Raw genomic sequence first — 24949 nt, forward strand, 5'->3', positions numbered from 1 at the left:
CACGCGCATCGGCTTGCCTGCGCTGCGCGCCGCGACGCGTCATGTCATGCGTCGCGGCGGCGATCCGAATAAAAAGAGTGCCCGCCGGGGGACGGAGCACAAAAACGTGTCGCGTGCGAGATCGGCGATGCCGTTCCGGCCGATGACATCCGGCCTGGTTCGATCGTCAATTCAGTACGTCATCCTTATTGATTTTTCCGGTGCAGCCTCACTGACGTGTATTGCCCTGAGCATTGCCTTCCATCGCATGCTGCATGTCGCCCGGTTGCGGTACCGGAAGCGGCATCGGCAACTGGGGCGGCGGCGGGATCTCGTCCCACAGCGTCACGGAAGCCTTGCCGGCCGGCAGCGGTTGCGGTGCCGACACGGTCACGATGCCGAACCCGTTGCCGTGCTGCATGCTCGGCGCGATATCGGCGAGCAGCATGGCGCGATCCGGCTGCGCGGCTTCGTCCGCGCGTGCCGGCGCAGGCGGGCCGGCGGCCGTGAGCGCAAGCGCCAACGGCACGAAAGAAAGTAAAAGATGTTTGCGCATGATGGCCGTCTCCGATCGTTTGCGTATTCAGCGAAATACATGCCATCGTGCCGGGATCGTTGTCGCCATTGCGATTCGCGCTCAAGCGTTGCGAATTGTGGCTGAAAACGCCTGAAAATGTTTCAGGCCTGAAACGAAGGGGGTCGGGAATACTGCGGATTCAATCGGCGCGCTTCAAGGATGAAAATCGGCCCGTGTGTTGATGAAGGCTCCTTCGCTGCGCAAGTGCTATGTGCAGATGATTGACCTGCATCGACCTGTTGAGCGATCGGGCCGCATCGCCATCGGCGCTGAAACGGGTTTGTCGTATTCGGTGCCTATAACTAAGCTGTCTTGATCAAAAAGAACTGGACGCGAGATAAGCGCCATCATGCGAGGCTTTGTCGTTGCCGCGCATCGGCATGGCGAATCGAGCCACCTCTGGCTGACCCGATTCGATCCTTTTTCACGTGACTTGACGTGTGCGGCAATCGTTAGACGGTTGATGAACGGGGTGAGCATATGGGAGCCGATCAGCGGCACGTGATCTACTATTCGCGCGAACCGAACGACGCGTTGCGCGGTCATTTCGACGAATGCGGCTGGAGCGTCGATCTCGCGGAGACCGTGCGCGATGTGCGGCGCGTCGTGCAGCATGGTGTCGCCACGGCCGGCCTGCTCGATTTCTCGCCGGGCTTCAAGCCGTCGGATCTGCGCGAACTCGAAACCTGCCTGAGCATCCAGCACATCGGCTGGATCGCGGCGACGCGGCGCGGCCAGTTGCAGGACGCGACGCTGCGCCATCTCATTCGCGATTATTGCTTCGACTACGTGACGATGCCCTACGAAACGTCGCGGATCGTCGAGACCGTCGGTCATGCGCACGGCATGGTCGCGCTGACCGATCCCGTCGCGCCGCCCGTCGGCGCCGGACGCAGCGAAGGCGAGATGGTCGGCACCTGCGACGCGATGCTCGGGCTGTTCAGGACGATCCGTCGCGTCGCGGCGACCGACGCACCCGTGTTCATCTCCGGCGAATCGGGCACCGGCAAGGAGCTGACGGCGGTCGCGATTCACGAGCGTTCGTCGCGCGCCCAGGCGTCATTCATCGCGATCAATTGCGGCGCGATTCCGTCGACGCTGCTGCAGGCCGAACTGTTCGGCTATGAACGCGGCGCGTTCACCGGTGCGAACCAGCGCAAGATCGGCCGCGTCGAGGCCGCCAACGGCGGCACGCTGTTTCTCGACGAGATCGGCGATCTGCCGCTCGAAAGCCAGGCGAGCCTGTTGCGTTTCCTGCAGGAAGGCAAGATCGAACGGCTCGGCGCGCACGTGTCGGTGCCCGTCGATGTGCGCGTGATCTGCGCGACGCACGTGGACATGGAGACGGCGTTGCGTGAAGGGCGCTTCCGCGAGGACCTGTACCATCGCCTGTGCGTGCTGAAGATCGAGGAGCCGCCGCTGCGCGCGCGCGGCAAGGACATCGAGGTGCTCGCGCGGCACATGCTCGAGCGTTTCAAGGGCGATGCGCATCGTCGCCTGCGCGGTTTTTCCCCTGACGCGGTCGCGTCGCTGTACGGCTATTCGTGGCCGGGCAACGTGCGCGAACTGATCAACCGCGTGCGCCGCGCGATCGTGATGTCGGAGGGCCGGATGATCACCGCGGCCGATCTCGAGCTGAACGACTTCGCGACGCTCGCGCCCGTGTCGTTGCTGGAGGCGCGGGAAGCGGCCGAACGGCAGGTGATCGAGCAGGCGCTGCTGCGCCACCGCGGCCGGTTCGCGGATGCCGCGCGCGAGCTTGGCGTGTCGCGCGTGACGCTCTATCGGCTGATGTGTGCGCACGGGATGCGCGATCGCGGCGACACGCTGGCAGGGTTTTCGGCGCCGTTGCCGGAGCTTCCTCACCACGCTTGCTAAAATTGGCGGGTACGGCCGCCCTCGCGGCCGAAGGAACCCGCATGAAACAGTATCTCGATCTCGTTCGTACCATTCTCGATACCGGCACCTGGCAGGAAAATCGCACGGGGATCCGCACCATCAGCATGCCGGGCGCGATGCTGCGCTTCGACCTGCAGCAAGGCTTTCCGGCCGTGACGACCAAGAAGCTCGCGTTCAAGTCCGCGATCGGCGAGCTGGTCGGCTTCCTGCGCGCGTCGCGCAGCGCGGCCGATTTCCGTGCGCTCGGCTGCAAGGTGTGGGATGCGAACGCGAACGAGAACGCGCAGTGGCTCGCGAACCCGTATCGCCAGGGCGTCGACGATCTCGGCGACGTGTACGGCGTGCAATGGCGCCAGTGGCCGGGCTACAAGGTGCTCGACGCGGGCGCCGACGCGCAGATCGCCGATGCGACGCGCCGCGGCTACCGGATCGTCACCCGTTTCGACGAAGACGGTGCGCCGAAGGTACTGCTGTACAAGGCGATCGACCAGTTGCGCCAGTGCCTGGACACGATCATGGAGAACCCGTCCGACCGTCGCATTCTGTTTCACGCGTGGAATCCGGCCGTGCTCGACCAGATCGCGCTGCCCGCGTGCCATCTGCTGTACCAGTTCCTGCCGAACGCAACGAAGCGCGAAATCTCGCTGTGCCTGTATATCCGCAGCAATGACGTCGGCCTCGGCACGCCGTTCAACCTGACGGAAGGGGCCGCGCTGCTGGCGCTCGTCGGCCGGCTGACGGGCTACACGCCGCGCTGGTTCACGTATTTCATCGGCGACGCGCACATCTACGAGAACCAGCTCGACATGCTGCAACAGCAACTCACGCGCGAGCCGTACGAAAGCCCGCAGCTCGAGATTGCCGAGCGCGTGCCCGACTACGCGAAGACGGGCATCTATGCGCCCGAATGGCTGGAGCAGATCGAGCCGTCCGATTTCTCGCTGGTCGGCTACCGTCACCATGAGCCGCTGACCGCGCCGATGGCGGTCTGAGCGCACGCCCGGGGCGTGCGGTTTCATCGATCCGCACCCCGATAAAAAAGGCCCGACCGGCTGATACCGGGCGGGCCTTTTTGTTTCACATTTGCGGCACTTACTGGCGATGCCGCTCATCGTGACCGCCTGGCGGCGGCGAGTTGCCCGGGTGCGGCGCCTCGACGTGCGGCGCCGGTTGCGGCCGCGGTTCCATGCGAGGGGCGGGCATCGACGGGCGCGGTTCCATACGGGGTGCCGGTTGCGGTCGCGGCTCCATACGTGGCGCGGGTTGTGGCCGAGGTTCCGTATGCGGCATCTGCGGTTGCGGACGCGGCATGTCGTGCACGGCGGGGGCCGGCGGGCGGTACTCGTTCACGCGCGGCGGAGCGACATCGCGATGCGGCGCCGGTTGCGAGAAGTCGGGATGCGGCTGCTGCGCCGGGATGGCCCGTTCCGGTTGCGCATGCTGGGCCGGTGTCTGGAAATCGGGGCGCGGACGCGGCTGCGGAAGCTGCGCCGTGTTGTCGATCCTCGGTTGCGGCAGCGCGCGCGGCGCTTCGTTCCGGCCGCCGGGCGGCTTGCCTTCTTGAGCCGCTACGCCGCCCGGATGCGGCACCGCCGCGCTGCGCACGGGCGGCAGCGCATTCTGGCCTGCCGCGTGCAGCGCGGTCGGCGGGGCGGGGCGCTGACGTTCCATCGGCGTGTGCGGCTGCATCCATGCGGGTGACGGCGCGTCGGCTGCGTGCGCGTTGCCGATGCCCGACGGCATGTTGTTCGCTACCGGCGGATGCGGGACGCCGTTGCCTGGCGCGAATGCCTGATGCGGCATCGGGTTGCCGGGTGCCTGAGGCAAGCCGCCGTTGGCGAAACGCGGCGCGCCGGGGTTTTCGCCGTTCGCCGGCCGTCCGGCATTCGGCACGCCCGGCACCGGTGCACCCGGCCGCCCGGCCTGCACGGCGGCCGGCTGACCTTCGCGCGGCGCGCGCGACGGCTGCACGACGGGGCCGTGCGGATTCACGAGCTGCACGTTGTGCATCGCCCACGCGCCGCCGCCGGGATTGCCCGGCACGCGAACCGGGCGTGCCCGGTAGTCGGCCGGCACGCTCGTCTTCACGACAGGTGCGCCGGCGCCTGGCACGCGTCCGCCCTGGTGCGCGAGGCGGGCAGCGGCCTGGTCGCGATACGCGGCCGGCACGGCGGGGTTGCGCGTCGCGACATACGGGTGCTGCGCGATCGCCGCCGGCGGACGGTAGCTGGCGTTGCGCAGCCCGCCGGTAAAGCTCTGGCGTACCGGAGCGATGCCGGGCGTGCCCGGCGTGACGTGCGCGTTGCGCCATTGCTGCGGATCGACGTGCTGCGAGAAGTGCGCGACCGGCTGGCCATGCACGAACGCGGAGGCTGGGACGGCCGTGATCGCGTGCGGTGCGCGGAAGTTCACGTACGTCTTGTTGATGTTGGTGATGTTGGTGATGTTCGTCACGTTCACGGTCTTGTTCACGTTGACGTTGTTCACCACGATGTTGCGATTGACGCGGTCGTAGTAATGCGGACTCCAGCCGCCCCAGCCCGGGTGCCACGGTTCGCCGGGGCCGAGCGCGAACCACGCGCAACCGGCCGCGGCGACGCCGCCGACCGTGAGCGCGACGCTCCAGTCGGGACCGCCGCCGCCACCCACGAACGCGACGAGCGCCGGTGCATAGACGGGCGGCTGGCTGACGAACATCGGGCCCGGCACCCATGCCCAGCTATCGTCCACGTAGGCCCAGCGGCCGTAGTGATACGGCGCGAAGCCCCACGGTTGGTCGTCGACCCAGGTCCAGCCCCACGGCGCCTGCCAGATCCAGTGACCGTCGTGATACGGCGCCCAGTCGGCCGGCGTGTCGTTCGGCACCCAGACCGAGCCGTAATTCGGGGTTTCGCGCCACGTGCCGTTGGCGTCGAGATCCTGGTAACCGGGCACGTCACGCGACACGTAGCGGGCCGACACCGAGCGCTCTTCGGCCGCGTCGCGGCTGGCGGCCCATTGGTCGAGCGGGTCGGGGCCCGGCGCCGCCGATTGCTGCGCGACCTGCAGGTCGGTGCCCGTGAACACGACCTGCTGCCCGGGCGACAGCGGGTACTGCCCGTTGCTGCCGTACACGGTCGCGCTGCCGCTGCGTACCGTCACGGTCGTGCTCGCGCCGTTCGGCGCGACGTCGACGCGATAGTCGCCGGGGCCCGTGATGCCGAGCGCGAGGTTCGGCGTATCGATTTCGTACGATCCGCCGGCAGGCAGGGCGCGCACGTGCGTCGAGACGGTGCCGAGGCCGACTTTCAACTGCGTCGTCGTGTCGTCGAGATTGAGTACCGACAGGCTCGTCGATTCGCCGAGCCGCACCGCGGACGAGCCGATGTGCAGTTCCGAGCGCGCGCCGGCATCGTTCCAGAGCTGGTCGCCGGTCGTGAGCGGCCGGTTCACGGCCGCATACGACCACGTATCGCTGCCGGCCGGTTCGGTCGTGACGGCACCCGACAGGTAGTTGAGCCGCGCGACGCGGCTGGGCGGGTCGCCGCCCGGTTGCCGTGCAGCGGCCGCGTACTGAGGGGCCGCGGCCGATTGCGCGAATGCGGGCGGTAGTGCCGCAAGCGCGGCGAACGCGAGCAGCGTGCAGCGGGCGGTTCGCTTGAGCGTGAACTGGGTGGCCATGGTGAGCGGGATCGTCGTTGTCGCGGCGCGTCGATTCGTGCCGTTGAATTCACAATATCCGCTTGGCCTGTTTCAATGCTCGGTGTTTTGTAAGTCGGATGGCACGCGATGTAACAAAACCTGTCCATCGCGTGCCGTTGTCGTAGAGACGCAATGCAGGCGTCAAGCGGACGTAAGCCACCCTTCGAAAACCTGCTGGCCGGGCACCGTGACGCGCAGCACGCGCGGCCGCGCGGAGCGCTCGATCCAGCCGTTTTCACAGAAGCTCTCGAGTAGCGCCGCGCCGAGCGCGCCGCCGAGATGCGAGCGCCGCTCGCTCCAGTCGAGGCAGCCGCACGCGAAGCGGCGCCGGCGCGTGCGCTGCTGCGCGACGTCGATGCCCCATTGCGCAAGGGCCTGCGTGCCGAGCTCGGTGGCTTCGATCGCGTCGCCGTTCGCGAGCAGCCAGCCGCGCGCGGTGAGCCCGTCGAAAATGCGCACCGCAAGTTCGCCGGCCATGTGGTCGTAGCAGGTGCGCGCGTAGCGCAGTTCGGCCGGGACCGTGCGCGACGGTGGCGGAACCGGGCGGTGCGGTGCGGCTGCGCGGGCGACGTTCGCGAGCGCTTCGAGCGACGCCGCGATGTCGGCCGACGCGATGCGGTAATAGCGGTGCCGGCCGCGCACGTCGAGGGCGAGCAGGCCGCCTTCGGTCAGGCGCGCGAGGTGTGCGCTGGCCGCGGACGGCGACAGCCCCGCGATCATCGTCAATTCGCCGGCCGGCCGTGCGCTGCCGTCCATCAGCACCCACAGCATCGCGGCACGCCCGGGATCGGCGATCAGTGCGCCGATGCGGCTCAGGCCCGGAAAGTGGTGGTCGTCTTGGTCGGTCATCGTCGTGTCTCGTCAGCCCGGATGATTGGCAGTGTAGTCGGTGCGGGCATTCGATGTTTCGCTTCCGGATGAAATGTCGGATGCAGCGATGCCGTCCCGGCGGCGGGCCGGACTGCGGCCCGTTGCAGGGCGCGCGTAGAATGGCCTGACGCGGCGGCAGCGGGCCGCCGCACGGGACACGATGCAACGATGAAGACGATTTTCTGTGTATTGGCAGCCGCGCTCGTCTGCGCGGCCTGTGCGCAGGGCGGCGCGGGCGCCACCGGCGGGCAGGGCGGCAGTATCGAGATGTACGGGACGATCGACCAGGGCATCACGGTGCGCCGCTGATCGGAGCCGGTCAGCGGGCGTGTCGGGCATGGCCGCCACAGCCGTGCCACACGGGGTTTGCCGCGACGCGTTGCCGCAGTGCAACGTATAATGGCCCGATTACAGCGCCCCTGCCGCCTGGAGCCAGAACGATGTCCCAACCGTCCCCCGTGCCGGCCGCCCTCGACCGCACCGAAACCGTATTCCGCTTCCTTGCCGAGCCTTCGTCCGTGAACTTCGGCGGCAAGGTGCATGGCGGCGCGCTGATGAAGTGGATTGACGAGGTCGCGTATGCGTGCGCGGCCGTCTGGTCGAGCCGCTATTGCGTGACGGTCAGCGTCGGCAACATCCGTTTCCAGCGTCCGATCCTCGTCGGCAATCTGGTCGAGCTGAAGGCGCGCGTCGTGGCGACGGGCCGCACCAGCATGCACATCCATGTGTCCGTGCACGCCGGCGATCCGAAGGGCGGCGTGCTGCGCCAGACGACCGATTGCCTGGTCGTGTTCGTCGCGGTCGACGAGAATGGCAACCCGGTGCCGGTGCCGCCGTTCGTGCCCGAGACCGACGAGCAGAAGGTGCTCGCGAAATATGCGGCCGACGTGCGGGCCGCGCTCGACAAGATCGTCGAGATGAAACCGGAAGAAGTCGCGAAGGGCGCGGTCTGACCGCGACGGGCGCCGCGCTCGACGCGCCGCGCCCGCTGTCCTGCCGTTACTGCGTCCCGATCATCTGTTCGGGGCGTACCCACGCATCGAATTCCGCCTCGGTCAGATAGCCGAGCGCGAGTGCGGCCGCTTTCAGCGTCGTGCCTTCCTTGTGCGCCTTCTTCGCAATCTGGGCGGACTTGTCGTAGCCGATGTGCGGATTGAGCGCCGTCACGAGCATCAGCGATTCGTTCAGCAGCAGGTCGATCCGCGAACGGTTCGGCTCGATGCCGACCGCACAGTGATCGTTGAAGCTCTGCGCGCCGTCGGCGAGCAGCCGCACCGATTGCAGCACGTTGTGCGCGACCATCGGCCGGAACACGTTCAGTTCGAAATTGCCGCTCGCGCCGCCGACGTTGACCGCGACGTCGTTGCCGAACACCTGGCAGCACAGCATCGTCACGGCTTCCGACTGCGTCGGGTTCACCTTGCCCGGCATGATCGAGCTGCCCGGCTCGTTCTCCGGAATCGACAGTTCGCCGAGCCCGCAGCGCGGCCCGCTCGCGAGCCAGCGCACGTCGTTGGCGATCTTCATCAGGCCGGCCGCAACCGTCTTCAGTGCACCGTGCGCGAACACCAGCGCGTCGGCGGCCGCCATCACCTCGAACTTGCTCGGCGCCGTCACGAACGGCAGCTTCGCGAGCCGGCCGATTTCGTCGGCGACACGCACCGCGAACTCCGGATGCGCATTCAGCCCGGTGCCGACCGCAGTGCCGCCGAGCGCGAGCTCGTACAGGTGCGGCAGCGCCGATTCGACGTGACGGATGCTCTGGTCGAGCTGCGCGACGTAGCCGGAAAATTCCTGGCCGAGCGTGAGCGGCGTCGCGTCCTGCAGGTGCGTGCGGCCGATCTTCACGATGTCGGCGAACGCCTTCGACTTCGCGTCGAGCGTCGTGCGCAGCGTGCGCAGCGCCGGCAGCAGGTGGTTGACGATCGCGTACGCGGCCGCGACGTGCATCGCGGTCGGGAACACGTCGTTCGACGACTGGCCGCGGTTCACGTCGTCGTTCGGATGCACCTTGCGCGCCTCGCCGCGCTCGCCGCCCATCAGCTCGCTCGCGCGGTTCGCAATCACCTCGTTGAGGTTCATGTTGGTCTGCGTGCCGGAGCCCGTCTGCCACACCGCGAGCGGGAATTCGCGCGGATGCTTGCCGGCGATGATCTCGTCTGCCGCGTCGATGATCGCGCGCGCCTTGTCGTCGGCGAGCACGCCGAGCGACTGGTTCACGGCTGCCGCGGCGCGCTTGACGATCGCCAGCGCGTGGATCAGCTCGGGCGACTGCTTCTCGGTCGAGATCCGGAAATTCTGCAGCGAGCGCTCGGTTTGCGCGCCCCAAAGTCGGTCGGCCGGCACGGCGATTTCGCCGAACGTATCGCGTTCCATCCGAACTGCTTCGTTCATGATGCACTCCTCCTGGAAAGGGGAAAGGCCGCGCGTCGTCGCGCGGCATCAGACGTATCGTGAGGCAGTCGCGCCGCTCGCGCGGCGTCTCGAGGTGTTCAACCGACAAGCATAGCGCCGGCCGCGATTTCGCGTCGTGTCGCGCCTAGTGCGCCGCCGCAATGAGCGACGCGGTCTTGCGGTGAAAGCGCCATGCCATCAGCGCGGCGACGCTCGCGAGGCCGGCCGCGAGCCCCCACCACAGGCCGCGCGCGCCGAGGCCCGCGTGGAACGCGAACCAGTAGCCGGTCGGAAAGCCGATGCCCCAGTAGCCGAAGGTTGCGGCGAGCATCGGAATGCGCGTGTCCTTCAGGCCGCGCAGCGCACCCGACGCGACGGTCTGCATCCCGTCGACGATCTGGAACACCGCGGCGATGCCGAGCAGCGACGCGCCGAGCGACACCGTGGCCGCGTTGGCCGGGTCGTCGAGGTGCAGGTACAGGCCGACGATCGTATGCGGCGCGACGATCATCACGACGCCCGACAGCGACATGAACGCGACGCCGAGCGCGAGTGCGACGAAGCCCGCGTGCCGTGCGGCGACGGGCGAGCCCGCACCGACCCAGTAGCCGACGCGCACGTTGGCGGCCTGGCCGATCGCGAGCGGCACCATGAACGACACCGACGCGACGTTCAGCGCGATCTGGTGCGCGGCGAGCGACGTCGCGCCCAGCACGCCGACCGTGAGGCCGGTGGCGAGGAACAGCGTCGATTCGACCCCGTACGTGATCGCGACAGGCCAGCCGATGCCGATCAGTTCGCCCATCATGGGCAGCTTCGGGCGCGACGCGGTCACGAAATGGCGGAAGCGCTGCCGGCCGTGCAGCAGCCAGATGAGTGCGAGCGCGGTGAGCCAGATCGTGATCGTCGTCGCGACCGCCGAACCGAGAAAGCCGAGGCGCGGCAGCCCGAATGCGCCGTGGATCAGCCCGTAGTTCAGCACGCCGTTGACGCCGACGCCGCCGATCGACACCCACAGCAGCCGCTTTGCGGCGCCGATCGCCGGCAGGAATGCACGCATCAGCCCGACGCCGATCAGGCTGCCGAGCGCCGCGTAGCGCAGGATCCCCGTGTATTCGCCGACGTGATGCGCGAGCAGCGGCGGCTCGTGGAACATCAGCAGGATCGTTTCGGACAGCGACAGCGCGACGATCGCCGGAATCGCGAGCAGCACGGACAGTGCGAAGCCGGTCCAGTAGATGTGCGGCACGCGGTGCTCGGCCTGCGCGCCGCGCGCATGCGCGACGCTCACGCTGACCGACGACAGCACGCCTTGCAGGATGGTCACGATGACGAAGAAGAAGTTCGCGCCGAGCCCGCCCGCCGCGAGCGAATCGGGGCCGAGCGAACCGAGCAGCACCGTGTCGGTGACGCTCATCGCCATCTGCGAAAGTTGCGCGATCGCGAGCGGCGCGGCGAGGCGCGCGGTATCGGCGGCGTGACTGGATAGCGACGGCGGCGCAGCGACCGTCCGCGTAAGACCGGAATGCGACATGGAATGGGCGCTCGCGCGGGTGCGGGCCCGCGCTGTATGTATTTATTTTGAGAGACGCTTAGCTTACGGCTTTATTCAAACCGTGTCGAACGCGTGCGCCGATGGCCATGTCGCGGACAGGGGGAACGACGCGAGTGCTAGGCCTCGCGCACCGCGATGCGCGTGTCGCCAAGCAGCACGACCTGGCCCGCGCGGATCTTGCAGGTCTTGCGCAGCTCGACCGCGCCGTCGACTTTCACCGCGCCGGACGCGACGATCAGCTTCGCGGTGCCGCCGCTGTCCGCGAGGCCGGTGATCTTGAGAAGGTTGTGCAGCTCGACGTATTCGCCGGTCAGCGTGAAATCCAGGTTGGGCATGACGAAGAAGGTGCGCAAGGCGCGGGAGGAAACGCTCCGCATCATACGGCACCGCGGCCCGGCACGCGAGCGCGGGCCGCTGCTGCGGGCAGTTGTTAAGGACTGTGAGCGATTCGTCAGCAAATGCAACGGTGGGTAACAGTCTGAGAAATCGACGAACCGGCCGTGCGGGCGGCGGGTCTTCTGTCGTACCTGCTGCGTGTTGCGGCAGGGACGCGACGGGCCGCATCGCTGCGGTCCGGGCTCACAACTCTTGAGGAGAATTGCCATGTCCAAGATTCGTACGATGCTGATCGGTGCCGCGCTGACGGCGTTCGCCACTTCGGCCGCGTTTGCCCAGACGGGTACGGCGGCGCAGGGTGCAGCCGGTGCCGGCGTGCAGGCGCAAGCTCCGGCGGCAGGTGTCGGCGCAGGCGTGCAGGGCGGTGCCGGCGCGAACGCGTCGGGCAATGCGGCCGGCGGTGCGACCGATGCGGTCGGCGCGGCAGCCGACGGCGCGAAGGATTCGGCGACGTCGACCGTCCATTCGGCCAAGAAGCACACGAAGCATGCCGCGAAGTCGGCCAAGGGCCATGCCGGTTCGGCCAAGGCGAAGGCCGGCGAAGCGACCGAAGGCGGCGCCTCGGTCGGGGCGGAGGGCGGTGCATCGGCCCAGGGCGCCACGCAGTAAGCGGGTGCCCGGCGCCGTCGCGATGTTTGCCGGAAGCGGTGTTGCGACGGCCGTTGTCAAAAGGCCCGGTTCGCTTTGCGCGAACCGGGCCTTTTTCATCGCGTCGTGTTGTCAGCGGAACGGGCGTGCGGTCACGGCCGGCGCTGTCCTTGCCCTTGTCCCTGCCCCTGGGCCGGTCGCACGGCCGCAGGTGTGAATACGCTGCGCAGCCATGCAGCGAGCCGCGCGAAGACGTCGTACGGTTCCTCGACGAAGATCTCCGGCTTCAGCAGCCGCAGGTATTCCATGATCTGCTGCGCTTCCTGCTTCTGGAACGACCCGTGCGCGAGCCCGAGGCGCAGCAGCCCGCGCAGTTCGCCGAGCTTGTCGCGCGCGGTGCTGCCGACGCTCATCTCGCACGCGAGCTTGGCCTCGTAGATCCGCTGCCGCAACGATTCCGCGAGCCGCCACGCGGGCGTCTGCATCAGTTCCTCGAGCGTCTGGATGTCTTGCGCCGCGCCCTTGATCTGCGATGCGAGCGGATCGATCAGCGACGGGTCGCCCTGCGCTTCGGCGACGATCGCCTTCGCCCAGTCGCGGCACGCTTTCGCGAGTTCGTCGGGGGTCCATTCGGAGCGCGACGCAAAGCCGAAGCCGAATTCGCCGGCCTGCCGCATCAGGATCGCGACGACGTCCGGAAATTCCTTGTCGAGCGTGCGCTTGGCCCACGCGTACTGGCCGCCCTGCAGCATCCGCTGCACCGCGTGCTCGGTCAGCGGCACCATGTTGTCGAGCAGCTTCGCGCGCAGGAAATCCTCGAACGACGGCGTTGCGAACTGCGGGTCGAGTTTCAGCGACACGCGCACGAATGCGTCGTAGTCCTTGCGCAGGGACTCGAGCGTGTCGTCCTTGAGGGAAAGGGTGATCTGGCCCATGAATCGTCTCGATGGCGGCCCGCGCAAGCCGACGGCCGGCACGGCGCACCGGGGCGGGCGCCGTGTCGACTGACCGGTGCGCGCCGAGGCCGGTGGCGGGTCTTCATTCCCTATATCGGCGCGCCGGGCGGAAACTTGAGCGCGCGCGGTAGAGCGTGTGCTCAGGCGGGCAGCCAGTGCGGGATCACGACCCCTTGCCAGAAGAAGAACACCACGAGCCCGGCCGCGATCGTCACGAGCGGGCGGCGGGTTGCCGCCGACACGAGCACGGCGGCGAGCGCGCCGACGAGCTGCGGATTGCGCCAGGTCAGCTCGGCCGTGCCGCCGTGCGGCGAGACGGCCATCGGCACGATGATCGCGGTCAGGACGGTGACCGGCACGAAGCCGAGCGCGGTCCGCACGAGCGGGGGGAACGTCAGCCGCTCGCCGAACAGGAACAGCGTCGAGCGGATCGCGTACGTGATGACGGCCATCCCCAGGATCAGCAGCGCATAGCTCACGATGCAGCCTCCCTGCGCGAGCCGGCACGCGTGCGTTCATGCAGCAGCGTGAGCGCAACGCCGATCGCGACGCCGGCGGCGACCGCGCCGAGCAGCCCGAGCTTGTACGGCCAGCCCTGCCAGAAGTACGCGAGCGTGCCGGCCGTCGCGGCCGCCGCGAAATAGCGCAGCGTGCCCAGCTGCGGGACGACGATCGCAATGAAGGTGGCCGCCATCGCGAAATCGAGGCCGAGCGACTGCAGGCCCGGGAACGCCGCGCCGAAGCCGATGCCCGCGAGCGTCCAGACCTGCCAGTTCAGGTACATCGCGAGCCCTGAGCCGAAAAAGTAGTGGGGGCCGATCGCGCCGGGCGGGAAGTGCCGGTAGTGCGCATAGGCGACCGCGAACACCTCGTCGGTCATCAGCGCGCCGAGCGTTGCGCGCCAGCGCAGCGGCAGATGCGCGACATAGGGCGCGAGCGTCGCGCTGTACAGCAGGTGGCGCAGGTTCACGATCAGCGTCGTCGCGAGCACGACGACGAAGCTCGCGCTGCCGGCGATCAGGCCGAGCGCGATGAACTGCGCGGAGCCCGCGAACACGGCGAGCGACATCAGTGCGCCGTGCCATGCGGCGAGCGGGCCGCCGCCGACGAGCGTGCCGAAAATCACGCCGAACGGTGCTGCGCCGATCATCATCGGAATCGTGTCGCGCGCGCCGTCGAGCCACTCGTTGAGCGGGCGGCGCGGGGGCGATGCGGGTGTCGGGTTCAAAGAGCGCTTCTCCATGAATTGGAGGATAGCGAGCCGGTGGCGGGCCGGCTTGTATGTTCTTGCGCTCGCGGAATCGGGGGCGGGGCTCGCGTGCCGGCCGCGGGGCGCCGCGGGTCAGCTCGCCTGCCAGCGGCCGGGCGGCACGCCGAACATCCGTTTGAAATGCCGCGTGAAGTGGCTCTGGTCGACGAAGCCGCTGGCCGCGGCGACGTCGGCGACGGGTACGCCCGCGCGCAGCGGCGCGAGCGCACGTTGCAGCCGCAGCTGGTTGCGCCACGCATGCGGCGGCATGCCGGTCGTGCGCGTGAACAGGCGTGCTGCGTGGAACGGCGACAGGCCGGCCGCCTGCGCGACGTCGTCGAGCGTTACCGTGGCCATCAGGTCGGCGGCGAGCCGCTCGCGCATCGCCTCGACGCGCGGTTCGTCGGACGCGAGCGGCGCCGGTCGCGGCAGCGCGTCGGCGTGACGCACGATCAGCGTCGACAGCGCGTCGAGCATCGCCGTTTCGGCGGCGAGCGGATCGTAGATGCGCGATGCGGTGTTGGCCGGGTCGTCGGCCGCTTGCCCCGGCGCATGTGCATTCGAAGACAGCGCGCGGTCGCTGCCGGCTTCCATCATCCGGTGCGCGAGCGTGAGCCGGGCTGCGAGATCGGCGTCGTGAATCACGTCGGGGGCGAACCACGGCGCGTCCTGCTGGCGGCCGGCGATCGCACTCGTGAGTTCGCGGATGAATTCGACGGGCATGTAGCTGACGCGATAGCACCAGCCTTCGTCGGCTGCGCGCGACCCCGTATGCACTTCGCCGGGATTGATCACGGGCACGCTGCCCGTTTCGGCGACATAGCCGTTGCCGCGATAGGTGAAGCGTTCCGCGCCTTCGAGAATCACGGGGATCGTGTACGCGTCGTGCCAGTGCGGCGCGAACGTGTGGTCGCGATAGGTCGCCGTGACGAGATCCGCCTCCGGCAGCAGCGGCGTGCGCCAGTAGCGTGCGGAATCCGGAAGGTGGGCGGCGGACATGATCGGGCGCGGGAGCGGTCGAACCGACAGTGTATCGCTCGCGCGCCCGGCCGGTGTGCGTGTTACTTGACCGGAATCGTCGTGCCGGCCGGCATCGGCACCGCGGTGACCGCGTTCTTCGGGCTGCCGCTGACGATGCGGTCGCTGTAGGTCAGGTAGACGATCGTGTTGCGCTTCTTGTCGACGACGCGCACGACATGCAGCGTCTTGAAGATGAACGACATGCGTTCGCTGAACACGTCGGTCTGCTGCTTGAGCGGTTCCTTGAAGCTGATCGGGCCGACCTGCCGGCAGGCGATCGACGCTTCGCTCGGATCCTCGGCGACGCCGAGCGTGCCCTTGATCCCGCCGGTGCGCGCGCGAGACACGTAGCAGGTCACGCCGTTCACGACCGGATCGTCATACGCCTCGACGACCACGCGGTCGGAGCCCGTGACGCGGAAATGGGTGTTGACGCTGCCGACTTCCTCCGCGTGCGCGAGCGGTGCCGCGGTGAAGGCGGAGAGCAGGAGGGCGAACGGGGCGGAACGGAGGAGGCGATGCTTCATCGACGGAACCGGATGCGAATGCGGGACAGAGACTCTAGCATGCGCGTGACCGGGCGATGAAAGGCGGAACGCGAGAGGGCGGCCGGAAAAACAAAAGGCCCGTCGAATGACGGGCCTTTCGCTGTCTGGCTCCCCGACCTGGGCTCGAACCAGGGACCTACGGATTAACAGTCCGGCGCTCTACCGACTGAGCTATCGGGGAATAAATCGGTATATCTGCGTGCGTTGTTTCCAACAAAAAACCCGTCCACTTTCAACGGGCTTGTGTGTTTTTGGCTCCCCGACCTGGGCTCGAACCAGGGACCTACGGATTAACAGTCCGGCGCTCTACCGACTGAGCTATCGGGGAACAAACAACAACAGCAGAGAAACGAGATTGTATGGAGTGTTCGCTAACCTGTCAACACTTTTGGGCCGCGGCACACAAAAATTTTATGCGGCGCGATCAGCGCTCGAGCAGGTGCAGCTTCTCCTGCACGTCCTTCCACTCGTCCGCGTCGGCCGGGGCCGGCTTGGTCTTCGTGATCGACGGCCAGCCCTTTGCCAGCTCGGCGTTCAGCTCGGTGAACTGCTGCTGGTCGCCCGGAACGTCTTCTTCGGCATAGATCGCATTGGTCGGGCACTCGGCCACGCACACGGCGCAGTCGATGCACTCGTCCGGATCGATGGCGAGAAAGTTGGGACCTTCACGGAAGCAATCCACCGGGCACACATCCACGCAATCCGTGTATTTGCACTTGATGCAGCCTTCGGTCACAACGTGAGTCATTAAAACGCTCCTGCTTGGCGGTATATATGGGGTGGCGTTTGCGCCAAAAGCGGCATTGTAACTGAAGCGCAAAACCCGCATGGCGTGGTCGGCTATCCGGCTTATATCGTTTCGTGATTAGTTTATGGGGTGGGCAAAGCCCATCCCCGCACACGGGCGCCGGCGCGACGGGGCAGGGCGGCGGGCGGTTTCGCGATGGTCGGGCCCGCATTCGGGTAACATGACCGGCAGACCGGGCGGCGCGCGGTGCGCCGGGGCCCTGTCACGATATTGGCGGTGCCGTAATCATGATCATCACTTCGCTGCTCGACACGGATCTCTACAAGTTCACGATGATGCAGGTCGTCCTGCATCACTTTCCCGCCGCAAGCGTCGAATACCGTTTCCGGTGCCGTACGCCGGGCGTCGATCTCGTGCCGTACATCGACGAGATCCGCGACGAGGTGCGCGGCCTGTGCGCGCTGCGCTTTTCGGACGTCGAACTCGACTACCTGCGGCGGATGCGCTTCATCAAGAGCGATTTCGTCGACTTCCTCGCGCTGTTCCATCTGAACGAGAAATACATCTCGATCACGCCGTCGCCGAGGGGCCATGGCGAGATCGACATCGTGATCGAGGGGCCGTGGCTGCACACGATCCTGTTCGAGATCCCGGTGCTCGCGATCGTCAACGAAGTCTATTTTCGCAACACGCAGCGCGAGCCCGACTATCGCGAGGGCCGCGAGCGGCTGCGCGAGAAGATCACGCTGCTCGGCGCGAAGCCCGAGTTCGCCGACTGCAAGATCGCCGACTACGGCACGCGCCGGCGCTTCTCGAAGGTCTGGCACGAGGAAGTCGCGCTCACGCTGCGCGACGGGCTCGGCCCGCAGTTCGCGGGCACGAGCAACGTGCTGTACGCGATGAAGCACGACATCACGCCGCTCGGCACGATGGCGCACGAGTACCTGCAGGCGTGCCAGGCGCTCGGCCCGCGGCTGCGCGATTCGCAGATCTACGGCTTCGAGATGTGGGCGAAGGAATACCGCGGCGACCTCGGGATCGCGCTGTCGGACGTCTACGGGATGGATGCGTTCCTGAACGACTTCGACATGTACTTCTGCAAGCTGTTCGACGGCGCGCGCCACGATTCGGGCGATCCGTTCGACTGGGGCGAGCGGATGCTGCGCCACTACGAGGCGAACCGCTGCGACCCGCGCACCAAGGTGCTCGTGTTCTCGGACGCGCTCGACATCCCGAAGGTCATGCAGTTGTACGAACGGTTCCGCGGTCGCTGCAAGCTTGCGTTCGGCGTCGGCACGAACCTCACCAACGATCTCGGCTACGTGCCGCTGCAGATCGTGATCAAGATGGTCCGCTGCAACGGCCAGCCGGTCGCGAAGCTGTCGGATTCGCCGGGCAAGAGCATGTGCGACGACAAGGCGTATCTCGCGTACCTGCGCCAGGTGTTCGGCATCGCGCAGCCGGTCGAGGAAGACGCGTCGAAGTAAGCACCGGCCGTTCGGCCGAAGGTGCGTGGCGGCAGGGGTGGCCGGTATAATCGGACGGTATTGCACGCCAACGTCACGAGGACCGTTCATGGACACTTCCGCTGCCCGTCGCCAGATCCTCGCGCGCATCCGCGCGGCGCAGGGGCGCGCGGCCGAACCCGACGCAGCAGAGCGCGACGGCGTCACCGACTACCTCGCACGGCATCCGCAGGGTCCGCGCCCGCCGGCGCCGGCCGACCTCGTCGCCGCCTTCGTCGACGAAGCGGCGCGCCTGTCGACCACGATCGACGAAGTCGCGACGCTGGCCGACGCGCCCGCCGCCGCCGCCCGCTATCTTGCCGCTCAAGGCCTGCCGACGCAGGCTGTCGCCTGGCGCACGCTGGCCGATTTCGACTGGGCCGGCGCCGGCCTGTCGGTCGAATGCCGCAAGCCGCGCGACGGCGATCTCGTCGGCCTCACCGGCTGTTTTTGCGCGACCGCCGAAACGGGTTCGCTGGTGCTGCTGTCCGGCCCCGACACCTATGCGTCGGCCGGCCTGTTGCCGGAAACACACATCGCAATCGTACCGGCTTCGCGGATCGTTGCCGGGCATGAAGACGCGTTCGCGCTGATTCGCACGGAGCGCGGCGAATTGCCGCGCGCGGTCAATTTCGTGTCGGGCCCGTCGCGCACGGGCGACATCGAGCAGACCATCGTACTGGGTGCGCACGGCCCGTACCGCGTGCACGTGATCATCGTACGGGGCGCATGACGCACCCGCTGCATCCTCTACCACTCGAACAAGGAAGTTCTGCATGAAACGACATGCCGCCTGGGCGGGCATGGCGTCGGGAATCGCGCTTGGCGCGGCTCCCGCGCTTGCATCGGCCGCCACGCTCGACGGCGCCACGCTGTCCGCACTCTGGGGCATCCCGTTCGCCGGGATCCTGCTGTCGATCGCATTGTTCCCGCTCGTCGCGCCCGTGTTCTGGCATCACCACTTCGGCAAGATCGCCGCCGGCTGGGCGGTCGTATTCCTGGTTCCGTTCGCGTTCGCGTTCGGTGCCGGCACCGCGTTCGGCACGCTCGTGCATGCGCTGCTCGAGGAATACATTCCGTTCATCGTGCTGCTCACCGCGCTTTATACGGTTGCGGGCGGCATCTGCGTGAACGGCAACCTGCACGGCTCGCCGAAGCTGAACACCGCGATCCTCGCGCTCGGCACGCTGCTCGCGAGCGTGATGGGCACGACGGGTGCCGCGATGCTGCTGATCCGGCCGCTCCTGCGCGCGAACGACAACCGCAAGCATGTCGTGCACGTCGTGATCTTCTTCATCTTCCTCGTCGCGAACGCGGGCGGTTCGCTGTCGCCGCTCGGCGATCCGCCGCTGTTCCTCGGTTTCCTGAACGGCGTGAGCTTCTTCTGGACCACCACGCATCTCGCGTTGCCGATGCTGTTCATCTGCGTCGTGCTGCTGACGCTGTTCTTCGTGCTCGATACGTACTTCTACCGGAAGGGCGGCGAGGAGCGGCCGGCCGCGCTCGACCCGACACCCGACGGCGCGGCGCTGTCGATCGACGGCAAGATCAACTTCGTGCTGCTCGCGGCCGTGATCGCGCTCGTGCTGATGAGCGGCGTCTGGAAGCCGGGCATCACGTTCGACGTGTGGGGCACGCACGTGGCGTTGCAGAACCTCGTGCGCGACGTCGCGCTCGCGGGCGTGACGCTCGCGTCGCTTGCATTGACGCCGCGTTCCGCGCGTGAAGGCAATGCGTTCAACTGGGCGCCGATCGAGGAGGTCGCGAAGCTGTTTGCCGGGATCTTCGTGACGATCGCGCCGGTGATCGTGATCCTGCGCGCGGGCGCGGACGGCGCGTTTGCGCAGATCGTCCATCTCGTCACGGGGCCGGACGGCAAGCCGGTCGATGCGATGTACTTCTGGGCGACGGGCCTGCTGTCGTCGTTCCTCGACAATGCGCCGACCTATCTGGTGTTCTTCAACCTCGCGGGCGGCGACGCGCAGGCGCTGATGACGACGGGCGCGTCGACGCTCGCCGCGATTTCCGCGGGCGCGGTGTTCATGGGCGCGAACAGCTACATCGGCAATGCGCCGAACTTCATGGTGAAGGCGATTGCGGAGTCGCGCGGCGTGAAGATGCCGAGCTTCTTTGCGTACCTCGGCTGGGCACTCGTGATTCTGGTCCCCGTGTTCCTGCTGACGTCGCTGATCTTCTTCCCGGCGTAACCTGACAACTTTCAACCCAGCGCGGGCGATCCCGGCGGCGCGACGCGCGTCTCGATCGGCCCGCAGCATACGGAGATGGCGATGCAGAAGATCCTGGTCGCACGTCCGATCTTTCCGGACGTGATCGAACGGCTCGAGCAGTATTTCGAGGTCGACTGGAACAACGGCGACGCGCTCGCGCCCGATGCGCTCGCCGCGCGTCTGGCCGACAAGGACGGCGCACTGACGGCCGGCGACCCGGTCGGCGCGGCGACGCTCGCGGCGGCCCCGCGCCTGCGCGTCGTGGCGAACATGGCGGTCGGCTACAACAACTTCGACATGGCCGCGTTCAACGCGGCGAACGTGCTCGGCACCAACACGCCTGACGTACTGAACGAGTCGACCGCTGATTTCGGCTGGGCGCTGATGATGGCTGCTGCGCGGCGGATCGCCGAATCCGAGCACTGGCTGCGTGCCGGTCACTGGCAGAAGTGGGCATACGACGGTTTCCTCGGCACCGACATCTACGGCTCGACGCTCGGCGTCATCGGGATGGGCCGCATCGGCCAGGCGCTCGCACGCCGCGCACGCGGCTTCGGAATGCAGGTGATCTATCACAACCGTTCGCGGGTCGCGCCCGAGATCGAGGCCGAGCTGAGCGCCGAGTACGTGTCGAAGGAGGCGCTGCTCGCACGTGCCGATCACGTCGTGCTCGTGCTGCCGTACACGAAGGAGAATCATCACACGATCGGTGCGGTCGAGCTCGCGCAGATGAAGCCCACGGCGACGCTGACCAACATCGCGCGCGGCGGAATCGTCGACGACGCGGCGCTGGCTGCCGCGTTGCGCGACGGGACGATCGCCGCGGCCGGCCTCGACGTGTACGAGGGCGAGCCGGCCGTGCATCCGGCGCTGCTCGAGGTGCCGAACGTCGTGCTGACGCCGCATATCGCGAGCGCGACCGAAAAGACGCGCCGCGCGATGGCGAACCTCGCTGCCGACAACCTGATCGCCGCACTGGGCGAGGGGGCGCGCGCCGGGCAGCCGCCGAATCCGATCAACCCTGACGTGATCGGGAAGCCGCGCGCATGACGATGACGTTGTTGCTTGCGGCGGTCGTCGTGCTGGCCGTTGCGCTCGCGGTGGCGGTCGTCGCGCTTGTGCGCGGCGGCGGCCGCCACGATGATGTGGCCGTACTCGGCGACCAGATCGAGGACGCCGCGCATGCGCAGGCGCGTGCGGTCGAGCGGCTCGAACGCGAATTGCGCGGCGAGATCGTCGAGAACGCGCGCGGCTCGCGCACCGAGCTGGCCGGCAGCTTTGCGCAGCTTCAGCAGACGCTCGCCGCGCAGCTGACGAGCGTGGCGACCGTGCAGAACAACCAGATCGAAGGCTTTGCGCAGCAGCTCGGCAAGCTCGTCGCCGGCAATGCGCAGCAGTTCGACGCGATGCGCGAGAGCGTGCAGCGCCAGGCACAGCAGGCGCGCGAGGAGCAGACGGGCGCGCTGCGGCTGTTCGGCGATACGTTGAACCGGCAGCTCACGCAGCTGACCGAGGCGAACGATCGCCGGATCGGCGAAGTGCGCGCGACGCTCGAACAGCGGCTGAAGGAAATCGAGACCAACAACGCGGCGAAGCTCGAGGAGATGCGCCGCACGGTCGACGAGAAACTGCATGCGACGCTCGAGCAGCGTCTCGGCGAATCGTTCAAGCTCGTGTCGGACCGGCTCGAACAGGTCCATCGCGGGCTCGGCGAAATGCAGACGCTTGCGGCCGGTGTCGGCGACCTGAAGAAGGTGCTGACCAATGTGAAGACGCGCGGCACCTGGGGCGAAGTGCAGCTTGAGGCGCTGCTCGAACAGATGCTGACGCCCGACCAGTACGCGAAGAACGTCGCGACGGTGCCGAAGAGCACCGAGCGCGTCGAGTTTGCGATCCGGTTGCCGGGGCGCGACGCCGGCACGCGCGATGCGCCGCCCGTGTGGCTGCCGATCGATGCGAAATTCCCGCGCGAAGATTACGAGCGGCTGATCGATGCGCAGGAGCGCGCCGATGCGGTGGCCGTCGAGGAGGCGGCCCGTGCGCTCGAGGCGCGCGTGCGGCAGGAAGCGCGCACGATCGCCGAGAAGTACGTCGCGCCGCCGCACACGACCGATTTCGCACTGCTGTTCCTGCCGACCGAAGGGCTCTACGCGGAGATCCTGCGTCGCCCCGGCCTGACTGATCTGCTGCAGCGCGACTATCGCGTGACGGTTGCCGGGCCGACGACGCTCACCGCGCTGCTGAACAGCCTGCAGATGGGCTTCCGCACGCTCGCGATCGAGCAGCGCTCAAGCGAGGTGTGGCAGGTGCTGGGCGCGGTCAAGACGGAGTTCGGCAAGTTCGGCGACGTGCTCGCACGCACGAAGGCGCAGCTCGAAACGGTCACGCGCTCGATCGAGTCCGCCGAGCAGCGTACGCGCGTGATGAGCCGCAAGCTGAAGCAGGTCGAGGCGCTGCCGGGCGACACGGCGGCCGGGCTGCTCGGTGCGGAAGGCGCTGATGGCGCCGATGCGGACGACGCGTGACGTGTGGTTGCCGGCAGCAACCGGAACGAAAAAAACGGGCGCCGAGGCGCCCGTTTTCTTTTGAAGCAGTTTCCGACGTGTTCACCGGCGCGGCCGGCCCGCGCTCATCGTCCGGCGAGCGTATCCAGCGCGTCGCCCGTTACGCGAACGATGCGCCAGTCGGGCAGCACGGTTGCGCCCATCTTCTCGTAGAAATCGATCGCGGGCTGGTTCCAGTCAAGGACCGACCATTCGAAGCGGCCGCAACGGCGCTCGACGGCCAGCGCCGCGAGGTGACGCAGCATCGCGGTGCCGAGGCCCGTGCCGCGCTGCGACGGCTGCACGTACAGATCCTCGAGATAGAGGCCGCGACGGCCGAGGAACGTTGAATAGTTGTGGAAGAACAGCGCATACGCGACGATCGCGCCGTCCTGCTCGGCCACCCGTGCTTCGGCGGCGGGGTGTGCGCCGAACAGCGCGTCGGCGAGATCGGCTTCCGTTGCAACGAACAGATCCGTGAGCTTCTCGAACTCGGCCAGCTCGCGCATCAGCGCGAGGATCGCGCCGACGTCGCGCGATTCGGCTGCGCGGATCCGCGGCATGCCGCTCACGCTTCCTCCGGCGGATCGGACAGCACGATCTCGATGCCGCCGAAGCGCGACGCGACCCAGTTGTACGCGTGGCATGCGATCCACAGCAGCACGAAACCGAGGATCGCGTTCAGCAGCAGCGCGCTCAGGATCGTGCTCAGTTCGACCATCCCGTAGCGGATGTACGCGACGAGAATGCCGAGCAGCACGATCGGCACGCTGAACGTCAGGTAGACGAGGATCAGTGCCTTTGCGGTCTGCCCCGCGGCGATCGAGGAGATTTGTTTCTTCATGTGTGGATTGCCCCCGTAGAGATATACCGATAGTGGAATTCAGATCAGGCCGTCGAGCGGCAGGATGTCGACCGGGGTGCCCGCGTCGACTGCCGCGGTATCGTGGCCCAGGACGATGAAACAGTTGGCGGCCGCGAGGCTGCTCAACGATGCGGAGCTCTGCGAACCGGCCGGTGTGACATGCCAGCGGCCGTCGGCGGCGCGCGTCGCGATGCCGCGCAGGTATTCGGTGCGGCCGGGGCGTGTCTTCAGCGCATGCGTGCTGAGCGCCGTGTACATGGCCGGCGGCGGTGTCGGTGCGCCGGCCAGCGTCAGCAGTGCCGGGCGCACGATCGCGTAGAACGTCACGGCGGACGCGACCGGATTGCCGGGCAACCCGAAGAACAGTGCGTGTCCGGCGCCGCCGGCCGCGCGAGCGAGCGTGCCGCAGGCGAGCGGGCGGCCGGGCCGCAGCGCGAGGCTCGCGAACGTCACGTCGCCGAGTGTCGCCATCACGTCGCGCGTGAAGTCGGCTTCGCCGACCGACACGCCGCCCGACGTGATTACCGCGTCGGCCTGCGCGGCGACGGCGTCGCGCAGTGCGGCTTCGAGCGCGGCCGGATCGTCGCGGACGATCCCGAGATCGATCGCGTCGACGTGCAGCCGTTCGAGCATCGCGATCAGCATCCCGCGATTGCTGTCGTACAGCGTGCCGCGGCCGAGCGGCTCGCCGGGCTCGCGCAGTTCGTCGCCGGTCGAGAACACGGCGACGCGCACGCGGCGGCGCACCGTGACGTCGGTGCAACCGAACGAGGCGAGCAGGCCGAGATCGGACGGGCGCAGGATGCGGCCCGCGGCGAGCGCGCAGGCGCCGCGCGCGAGATCCTCGCCGGCCTTGCGGCAGTTCGCGCCGCGCGCGACGTCGTGCGCGGCGAAGCGGATCGTGTTGCCGTCGACGCGCACGCGCTCCTGCGGAATCACCGTGTCGCATCCGGCCGGCATCGGCGCACCCGTCATGATGCGAACGCATGCACCGGCTGCCGTCACGCCGTCGAACGGATGGCCGGCGAACGCGGTGCCGGCGACCGTCAGCGCGACGTCGCCCTGCGGCGACGCGTGCGTGGCGCTGCCGTCGAATGCATAGCCGTCCATCGCCGAGTTGTCGTACGCGGGAATGTCGAACGGCGCGTTCACGTCGGCCGCGAGCACGCGGTCGAGCGCGTCGCGCAGCGTCACCGTGTCGCACGCGTCGACCGGCACCGCGAAACGGCACGCGAGCGCCTGCGCGTCGGCGAGCGACAGCGGCGCATCGGAATCGGGTGCGGTTCGGGAGGCGGGCGAGGATTGCGTGATCATCAGTCGGACTGCGCCGCGAGGCGTATCGGGTTCG

Annotated in this window: 25 protein-coding genes and 2 tRNA genes; 10 read left to right on the forward strand and 17 right to left on the reverse strand. The window is 67.8% G+C overall.

Annotated features, from left to right (window positions below; all coding sequences use genetic code 11):
- Positions 1–208 precede the first annotated feature (208 nt).
- Positions 209–535 carry a hypothetical protein gene (locus tag ACWMMN_RS05450; protein ID WP_174993478.1) on the reverse strand — a complete coding sequence of 109 codons (327 nt, stop codon included), beginning with the start codon at positions 533–535 and terminating at the stop codon, positions 209–211.
- A gap of 501 nt (positions 536–1036) precedes the next feature.
- Between ACWMMN_RS05450 and ACWMMN_RS05455 the strand changes: the two genes are divergently transcribed.
- Together ACWMMN_RS05455 and ACWMMN_RS05460 are read left to right on the forward strand one after the other, a co-directional pair.
- Positions 1037–2434 (forward strand): sigma-54 dependent transcriptional regulator, encoded by a 1398-nt coding sequence (locus ACWMMN_RS05455; protein WP_059235431.1) that lies wholly within the window; start codon positions 1037–1039, stop codon positions 2432–2434.
- 41 nt (positions 2435–2475) lie between these two features.
- Positions 2476–3447, forward strand: coding sequence for a thymidylate synthase (locus ACWMMN_RS05460; protein ID WP_342703869.1), 972 nt, complete (start codon positions 2476–2478; stop codon positions 3445–3447).
- Between the two features lie 100 nt (positions 3448–3547).
- Here ACWMMN_RS05460 and ACWMMN_RS05465 read toward each other — a convergent pair whose 3' ends face one another.
- Complete coding sequence (locus ACWMMN_RS05465; RefSeq protein WP_486423069.1) at positions 3548–6115, reverse strand: DUF6600 domain-containing protein; 2568 nt, start codon at positions 6113–6115, stop codon at positions 3548–3550.
- Between the two features lie 162 nt (positions 6116–6277).
- Positions 6278–6985 (reverse strand): ArsR/SmtB family transcription factor, encoded by a 708-nt coding sequence (locus ACWMMN_RS05470; RefSeq protein WP_486423070.1) that lies wholly within the window; start codon positions 6983–6985, stop codon positions 6278–6280.
- Between the two features lie 189 nt (positions 6986–7174).
- On the opposite strand from ACWMMN_RS05470, the gene ACWMMN_RS05475 reads away from it, so the two are divergent.
- Together ACWMMN_RS05475 and ACWMMN_RS05480 are read left to right on the forward strand one after the other, a co-directional pair.
- Complete coding sequence (locus ACWMMN_RS05475) at positions 7175–7315, forward strand: hypothetical protein (RefSeq protein WP_174993482.1); 141 nt, start codon at positions 7175–7177, stop codon at positions 7313–7315.
- A 131-nt stretch (positions 7316–7446) separates the two neighbouring features.
- Complete coding sequence (locus tag ACWMMN_RS05480; protein WP_012328135.1) at positions 7447–7959, forward strand: acyl-CoA thioesterase; 513 nt, start codon at positions 7447–7449, stop codon at positions 7957–7959.
- A gap of 46 nt (positions 7960–8005) precedes the next feature.
- Here the strand turns inward: ACWMMN_RS05480 and fumC are convergent, their stop codons facing one another.
- From fumC to ACWMMN_RS05495, 3 genes are all read right to left on the reverse strand, one after another.
- Positions 8006–9400 (reverse strand): class II fumarate hydratase, encoded by a 1395-nt coding sequence (fumC, locus tag ACWMMN_RS05485; protein ID WP_486423071.1) that lies wholly within the window; start codon positions 9398–9400, stop codon positions 8006–8008.
- Between the two features lie 145 nt (positions 9401–9545).
- The gene (norM, locus tag ACWMMN_RS05490) at positions 9546–10934 is read right to left on the reverse strand and encodes a multidrug efflux MATE transporter NorM (RefSeq protein WP_059235424.1); all 1389 of its coding nucleotides are present in this window, start codon (positions 10932–10934) and stop codon (positions 9546–9548) included.
- 137 nt (positions 10935–11071) lie between these two features.
- Positions 11072–11290 (reverse strand): RNA-binding S4 domain-containing protein, encoded by a 219-nt coding sequence (locus tag ACWMMN_RS05495; RefSeq protein WP_006486208.1) that lies wholly within the window; start codon positions 11288–11290, stop codon positions 11072–11074.
- Between the two features lie 268 nt (positions 11291–11558).
- Here ACWMMN_RS05495 and ACWMMN_RS05500 point away from each other — a divergent pair, with 268 nt between their 5' ends.
- The gene (locus tag ACWMMN_RS05500; RefSeq protein WP_059235422.1) at positions 11559–11960 is read left to right on the forward strand and encodes a hypothetical protein; all 402 of its coding nucleotides are present in this window, start codon (positions 11559–11561) and stop codon (positions 11958–11960) included.
- Positions 11961–12091: 131 nt separating this feature from the next.
- On the opposite strand, the gene ACWMMN_RS05505 is transcribed toward ACWMMN_RS05500, so the two are convergent.
- From ACWMMN_RS05505 to fdxA, 8 genes are all read right to left on the reverse strand, one after another.
- A complete protein-coding gene (locus ACWMMN_RS05505) occupies positions 12092–12874 on the reverse strand; it encodes a DUF4088 family protein (RefSeq protein ID WP_059235420.1) in 783 nt (260 codons plus the stop codon).
- Between the two features lie 161 nt (positions 12875–13035).
- The gene (locus ACWMMN_RS05510; RefSeq protein ID WP_174993483.1) at positions 13036–13374 is read right to left on the reverse strand and encodes an AzlD domain-containing protein; all 339 of its coding nucleotides are present in this window, start codon (positions 13372–13374) and stop codon (positions 13036–13038) included.
- Positions 13371–14138, reverse strand: a complete 768-nt coding sequence (locus ACWMMN_RS05515) for an AzlC family ABC transporter permease (RefSeq protein ID WP_059235416.1) — start codon at positions 14136–14138, stop codon at positions 13371–13373. Before ACWMMN_RS05515 ends, ACWMMN_RS05510 begins: the two co-directional genes overlap by 4 nt.
- Positions 14139–14237: 99 nt before the next feature.
- Positions 14238–15143 (reverse strand): AraC family transcriptional regulator, encoded by a 906-nt coding sequence (locus ACWMMN_RS05520; RefSeq protein ID WP_059235415.1) that lies wholly within the window; start codon positions 15141–15143, stop codon positions 14238–14240.
- 62 nt (positions 15144–15205) lie between these two features.
- Positions 15206–15691, reverse strand: coding sequence for a CreA family protein (locus ACWMMN_RS05525; protein WP_059235413.1), 486 nt, complete (start codon positions 15689–15691; stop codon positions 15206–15208).
- A 126-nt stretch (positions 15692–15817) separates the two neighbouring features.
- Positions 15818–15893 (reverse strand) — tRNA-Asn (locus ACWMMN_RS05530).
- Between the two features lie 71 nt (positions 15894–15964).
- Positions 15965–16040, reverse strand: a tRNA-Asn gene (locus ACWMMN_RS05535).
- A 96-nt stretch (positions 16041–16136) separates the two neighbouring features.
- A complete protein-coding gene (fdxA, locus tag ACWMMN_RS05540; protein WP_059235411.1) occupies positions 16137–16460 on the reverse strand; it encodes a ferredoxin FdxA in 324 nt (107 codons plus the stop codon).
- Positions 16461–16747: 287 nt separating this feature from the next.
- On the opposite strand from fdxA, the gene pncB reads away from it, so the two are divergent.
- From pncB to ACWMMN_RS05565, 5 genes are all read left to right on the forward strand, one after another.
- Positions 16748–17947, forward strand: coding sequence for a nicotinate phosphoribosyltransferase (gene pncB, locus ACWMMN_RS05545; RefSeq protein ID WP_059235408.1), 1200 nt, complete (start codon positions 16748–16750; stop codon positions 17945–17947).
- 88 nt (positions 17948–18035) lie between these two features.
- Entirely contained in the window at positions 18036–18698 is a 663-nt protein-coding gene (locus tag ACWMMN_RS05550; protein WP_059235406.1) for a LutC/YkgG family protein, read from the forward strand.
- 43 nt (positions 18699–18741) lie between these two features.
- The gene (locus ACWMMN_RS05555; RefSeq protein ID WP_059235404.1) at positions 18742–20172 is read left to right on the forward strand and encodes a sodium:proton antiporter; all 1431 of its coding nucleotides are present in this window, start codon (positions 18742–18744) and stop codon (positions 20170–20172) included.
- An 81-nt stretch (positions 20173–20253) separates the two neighbouring features.
- Complete coding sequence (locus ACWMMN_RS05560; protein WP_486423072.1) at positions 20254–21243, forward strand: 2-hydroxyacid dehydrogenase; 990 nt, start codon at positions 20254–20256, stop codon at positions 21241–21243.
- Positions 21240–22718 carry a DNA recombination protein RmuC gene (locus ACWMMN_RS05565; protein WP_059235401.1) on the forward strand — a complete coding sequence of 493 codons (1479 nt, stop codon included), beginning with the start codon at positions 21240–21242 and terminating at the stop codon, positions 22716–22718. Before ACWMMN_RS05560 ends, ACWMMN_RS05565 begins: the two co-directional genes overlap by 4 nt.
- A gap of 104 nt (positions 22719–22822) precedes the next feature.
- Here the strand turns inward: ACWMMN_RS05565 and ACWMMN_RS05570 are convergent, their stop codons facing one another.
- The 3 genes from ACWMMN_RS05570 to moeA are packed head-to-tail and all read right to left on the reverse strand — an operon-like array spanning position 22823 to position 24915.
- Positions 22823–23308 carry a GNAT family N-acetyltransferase gene (locus tag ACWMMN_RS05570; RefSeq protein ID WP_174993488.1) on the reverse strand — a complete coding sequence of 162 codons (486 nt, stop codon included), beginning with the start codon at positions 23306–23308 and terminating at the stop codon, positions 22823–22825.
- On the reverse strand, positions 23305–23580 hold the full coding sequence (locus tag ACWMMN_RS05575; RefSeq protein ID WP_006476519.1) for a hypothetical protein: 276 nt from the start codon (positions 23578–23580) through the stop codon (positions 23305–23307). The genes ACWMMN_RS05570 and ACWMMN_RS05575 overlap by 4 nt, the downstream gene beginning before the upstream one ends.
- A 39-nt stretch (positions 23581–23619) precedes the next feature.
- Positions 23620–24915 (reverse strand): molybdopterin molybdotransferase MoeA, encoded by a 1296-nt coding sequence (gene moeA, locus ACWMMN_RS05580; protein ID WP_486423073.1) that lies wholly within the window; start codon positions 24913–24915, stop codon positions 23620–23622.
- Positions 24916–24949 lie beyond the last annotated feature (34 nt).

It is taken from the genome of Burkholderia cepacia complex sp. TUM26381 (assembly GCF_057439935.1).

Coding starts and splice junctions, on each gene's coding strand:
- ACWMMN_RS05450 (WP_174993478.1), bottom strand. CDS start 535: ATGCGCAAACATCTTTTACTTTCTTTCGTGCCGTTGGCGCTTGCGCTC.
- ACWMMN_RS05455 (WP_059235431.1), top strand. CDS start 1,037: ATGGGAGCCGATCAGCGGCACGTGATCTACTATTCGCGCGAACCGAAC.
- ACWMMN_RS05460 (WP_342703869.1), top strand. CDS start 2,476: ATGAAACAGTATCTCGATCTCGTTCGTACCATTCTCGATACCGGCACC.
- ACWMMN_RS05465 (WP_486423069.1), bottom strand. CDS start 6,115: ATGGCCACCCAGTTCACGCTCAAGCGAACCGCCCGCTGCACGCTGCTC.
- ACWMMN_RS05470 (WP_486423070.1), bottom strand. CDS start 6,985: ATGACCGACCAAGACGACCACCACTTTCCGGGCCTGAGCCGCATCGGC.
- ACWMMN_RS05475 (WP_174993482.1), top strand. CDS start 7,175: ATGAAGACGATTTTCTGTGTATTGGCAGCCGCGCTCGTCTGCGCGGCC.
- ACWMMN_RS05480 (WP_012328135.1), top strand. CDS start 7,447: ATGTCCCAACCGTCCCCCGTGCCGGCCGCCCTCGACCGCACCGAAACC.
- fumC (WP_486423071.1), bottom strand. CDS start 9,400: ATGAACGAAGCAGTTCGGATGGAACGCGATACGTTCGGCGAAATCGCC.
- norM (WP_059235424.1), bottom strand. CDS start 10,934: ATGTCGCATTCCGGTCTTACGCGGACGGTCGCTGCGCCGCCGTCGCTA.
- ACWMMN_RS05495 (WP_006486208.1), bottom strand. CDS start 11,290: ATGCCCAACCTGGATTTCACGCTGACCGGCGAATACGTCGAGCTGCAC.
- ACWMMN_RS05500 (WP_059235422.1), top strand. CDS start 11,559: ATGTCCAAGATTCGTACGATGCTGATCGGTGCCGCGCTGACGGCGTTC.
- ACWMMN_RS05505 (WP_059235420.1), bottom strand. CDS start 12,874: ATGGGCCAGATCACCCTTTCCCTCAAGGACGACACGCTCGAGTCCCTG.
- ACWMMN_RS05515 (WP_059235416.1), bottom strand. CDS start 14,138: ATGGAGAAGCGCTCTTTGAACCCGACACCCGCATCGCCCCCGCGCCGC.
- ACWMMN_RS05520 (WP_059235415.1), bottom strand. CDS start 15,143: ATGTCCGCCGCCCACCTTCCGGATTCCGCACGCTACTGGCGCACGCCG.
- ACWMMN_RS05525 (WP_059235413.1), bottom strand. CDS start 15,691: ATGAAGCATCGCCTCCTCCGTTCCGCCCCGTTCGCCCTCCTGCTCTCC.
- fdxA (WP_059235411.1), bottom strand. CDS start 16,460: ATGACTCACGTTGTGACCGAAGGCTGCATCAAGTGCAAATACACGGAT.
- pncB (WP_059235408.1), top strand. CDS start 16,748: ATGATCATCACTTCGCTGCTCGACACGGATCTCTACAAGTTCACGATG.
- ACWMMN_RS05550 (WP_059235406.1), top strand. CDS start 18,036: ATGGACACTTCCGCTGCCCGTCGCCAGATCCTCGCGCGCATCCGCGCG.
- ACWMMN_RS05555 (WP_059235404.1), top strand. CDS start 18,742: ATGAAACGACATGCCGCCTGGGCGGGCATGGCGTCGGGAATCGCGCTT.
- ACWMMN_RS05560 (WP_486423072.1), top strand. CDS start 20,254: ATGCAGAAGATCCTGGTCGCACGTCCGATCTTTCCGGACGTGATCGAA.
- ACWMMN_RS05565 (WP_059235401.1), top strand. CDS start 21,240: ATGACGATGACGTTGTTGCTTGCGGCGGTCGTCGTGCTGGCCGTTGCG.
- ACWMMN_RS05575 (WP_006476519.1), bottom strand. CDS start 23,580: ATGAAGAAACAAATCTCCTCGATCGCCGCGGGGCAGACCGCAAAGGCA.
- moeA (WP_486423073.1), bottom strand. CDS start 24,915: ATGATCACGCAATCCTCGCCCGCCTCCCGAACCGCACCCGATTCCGAT.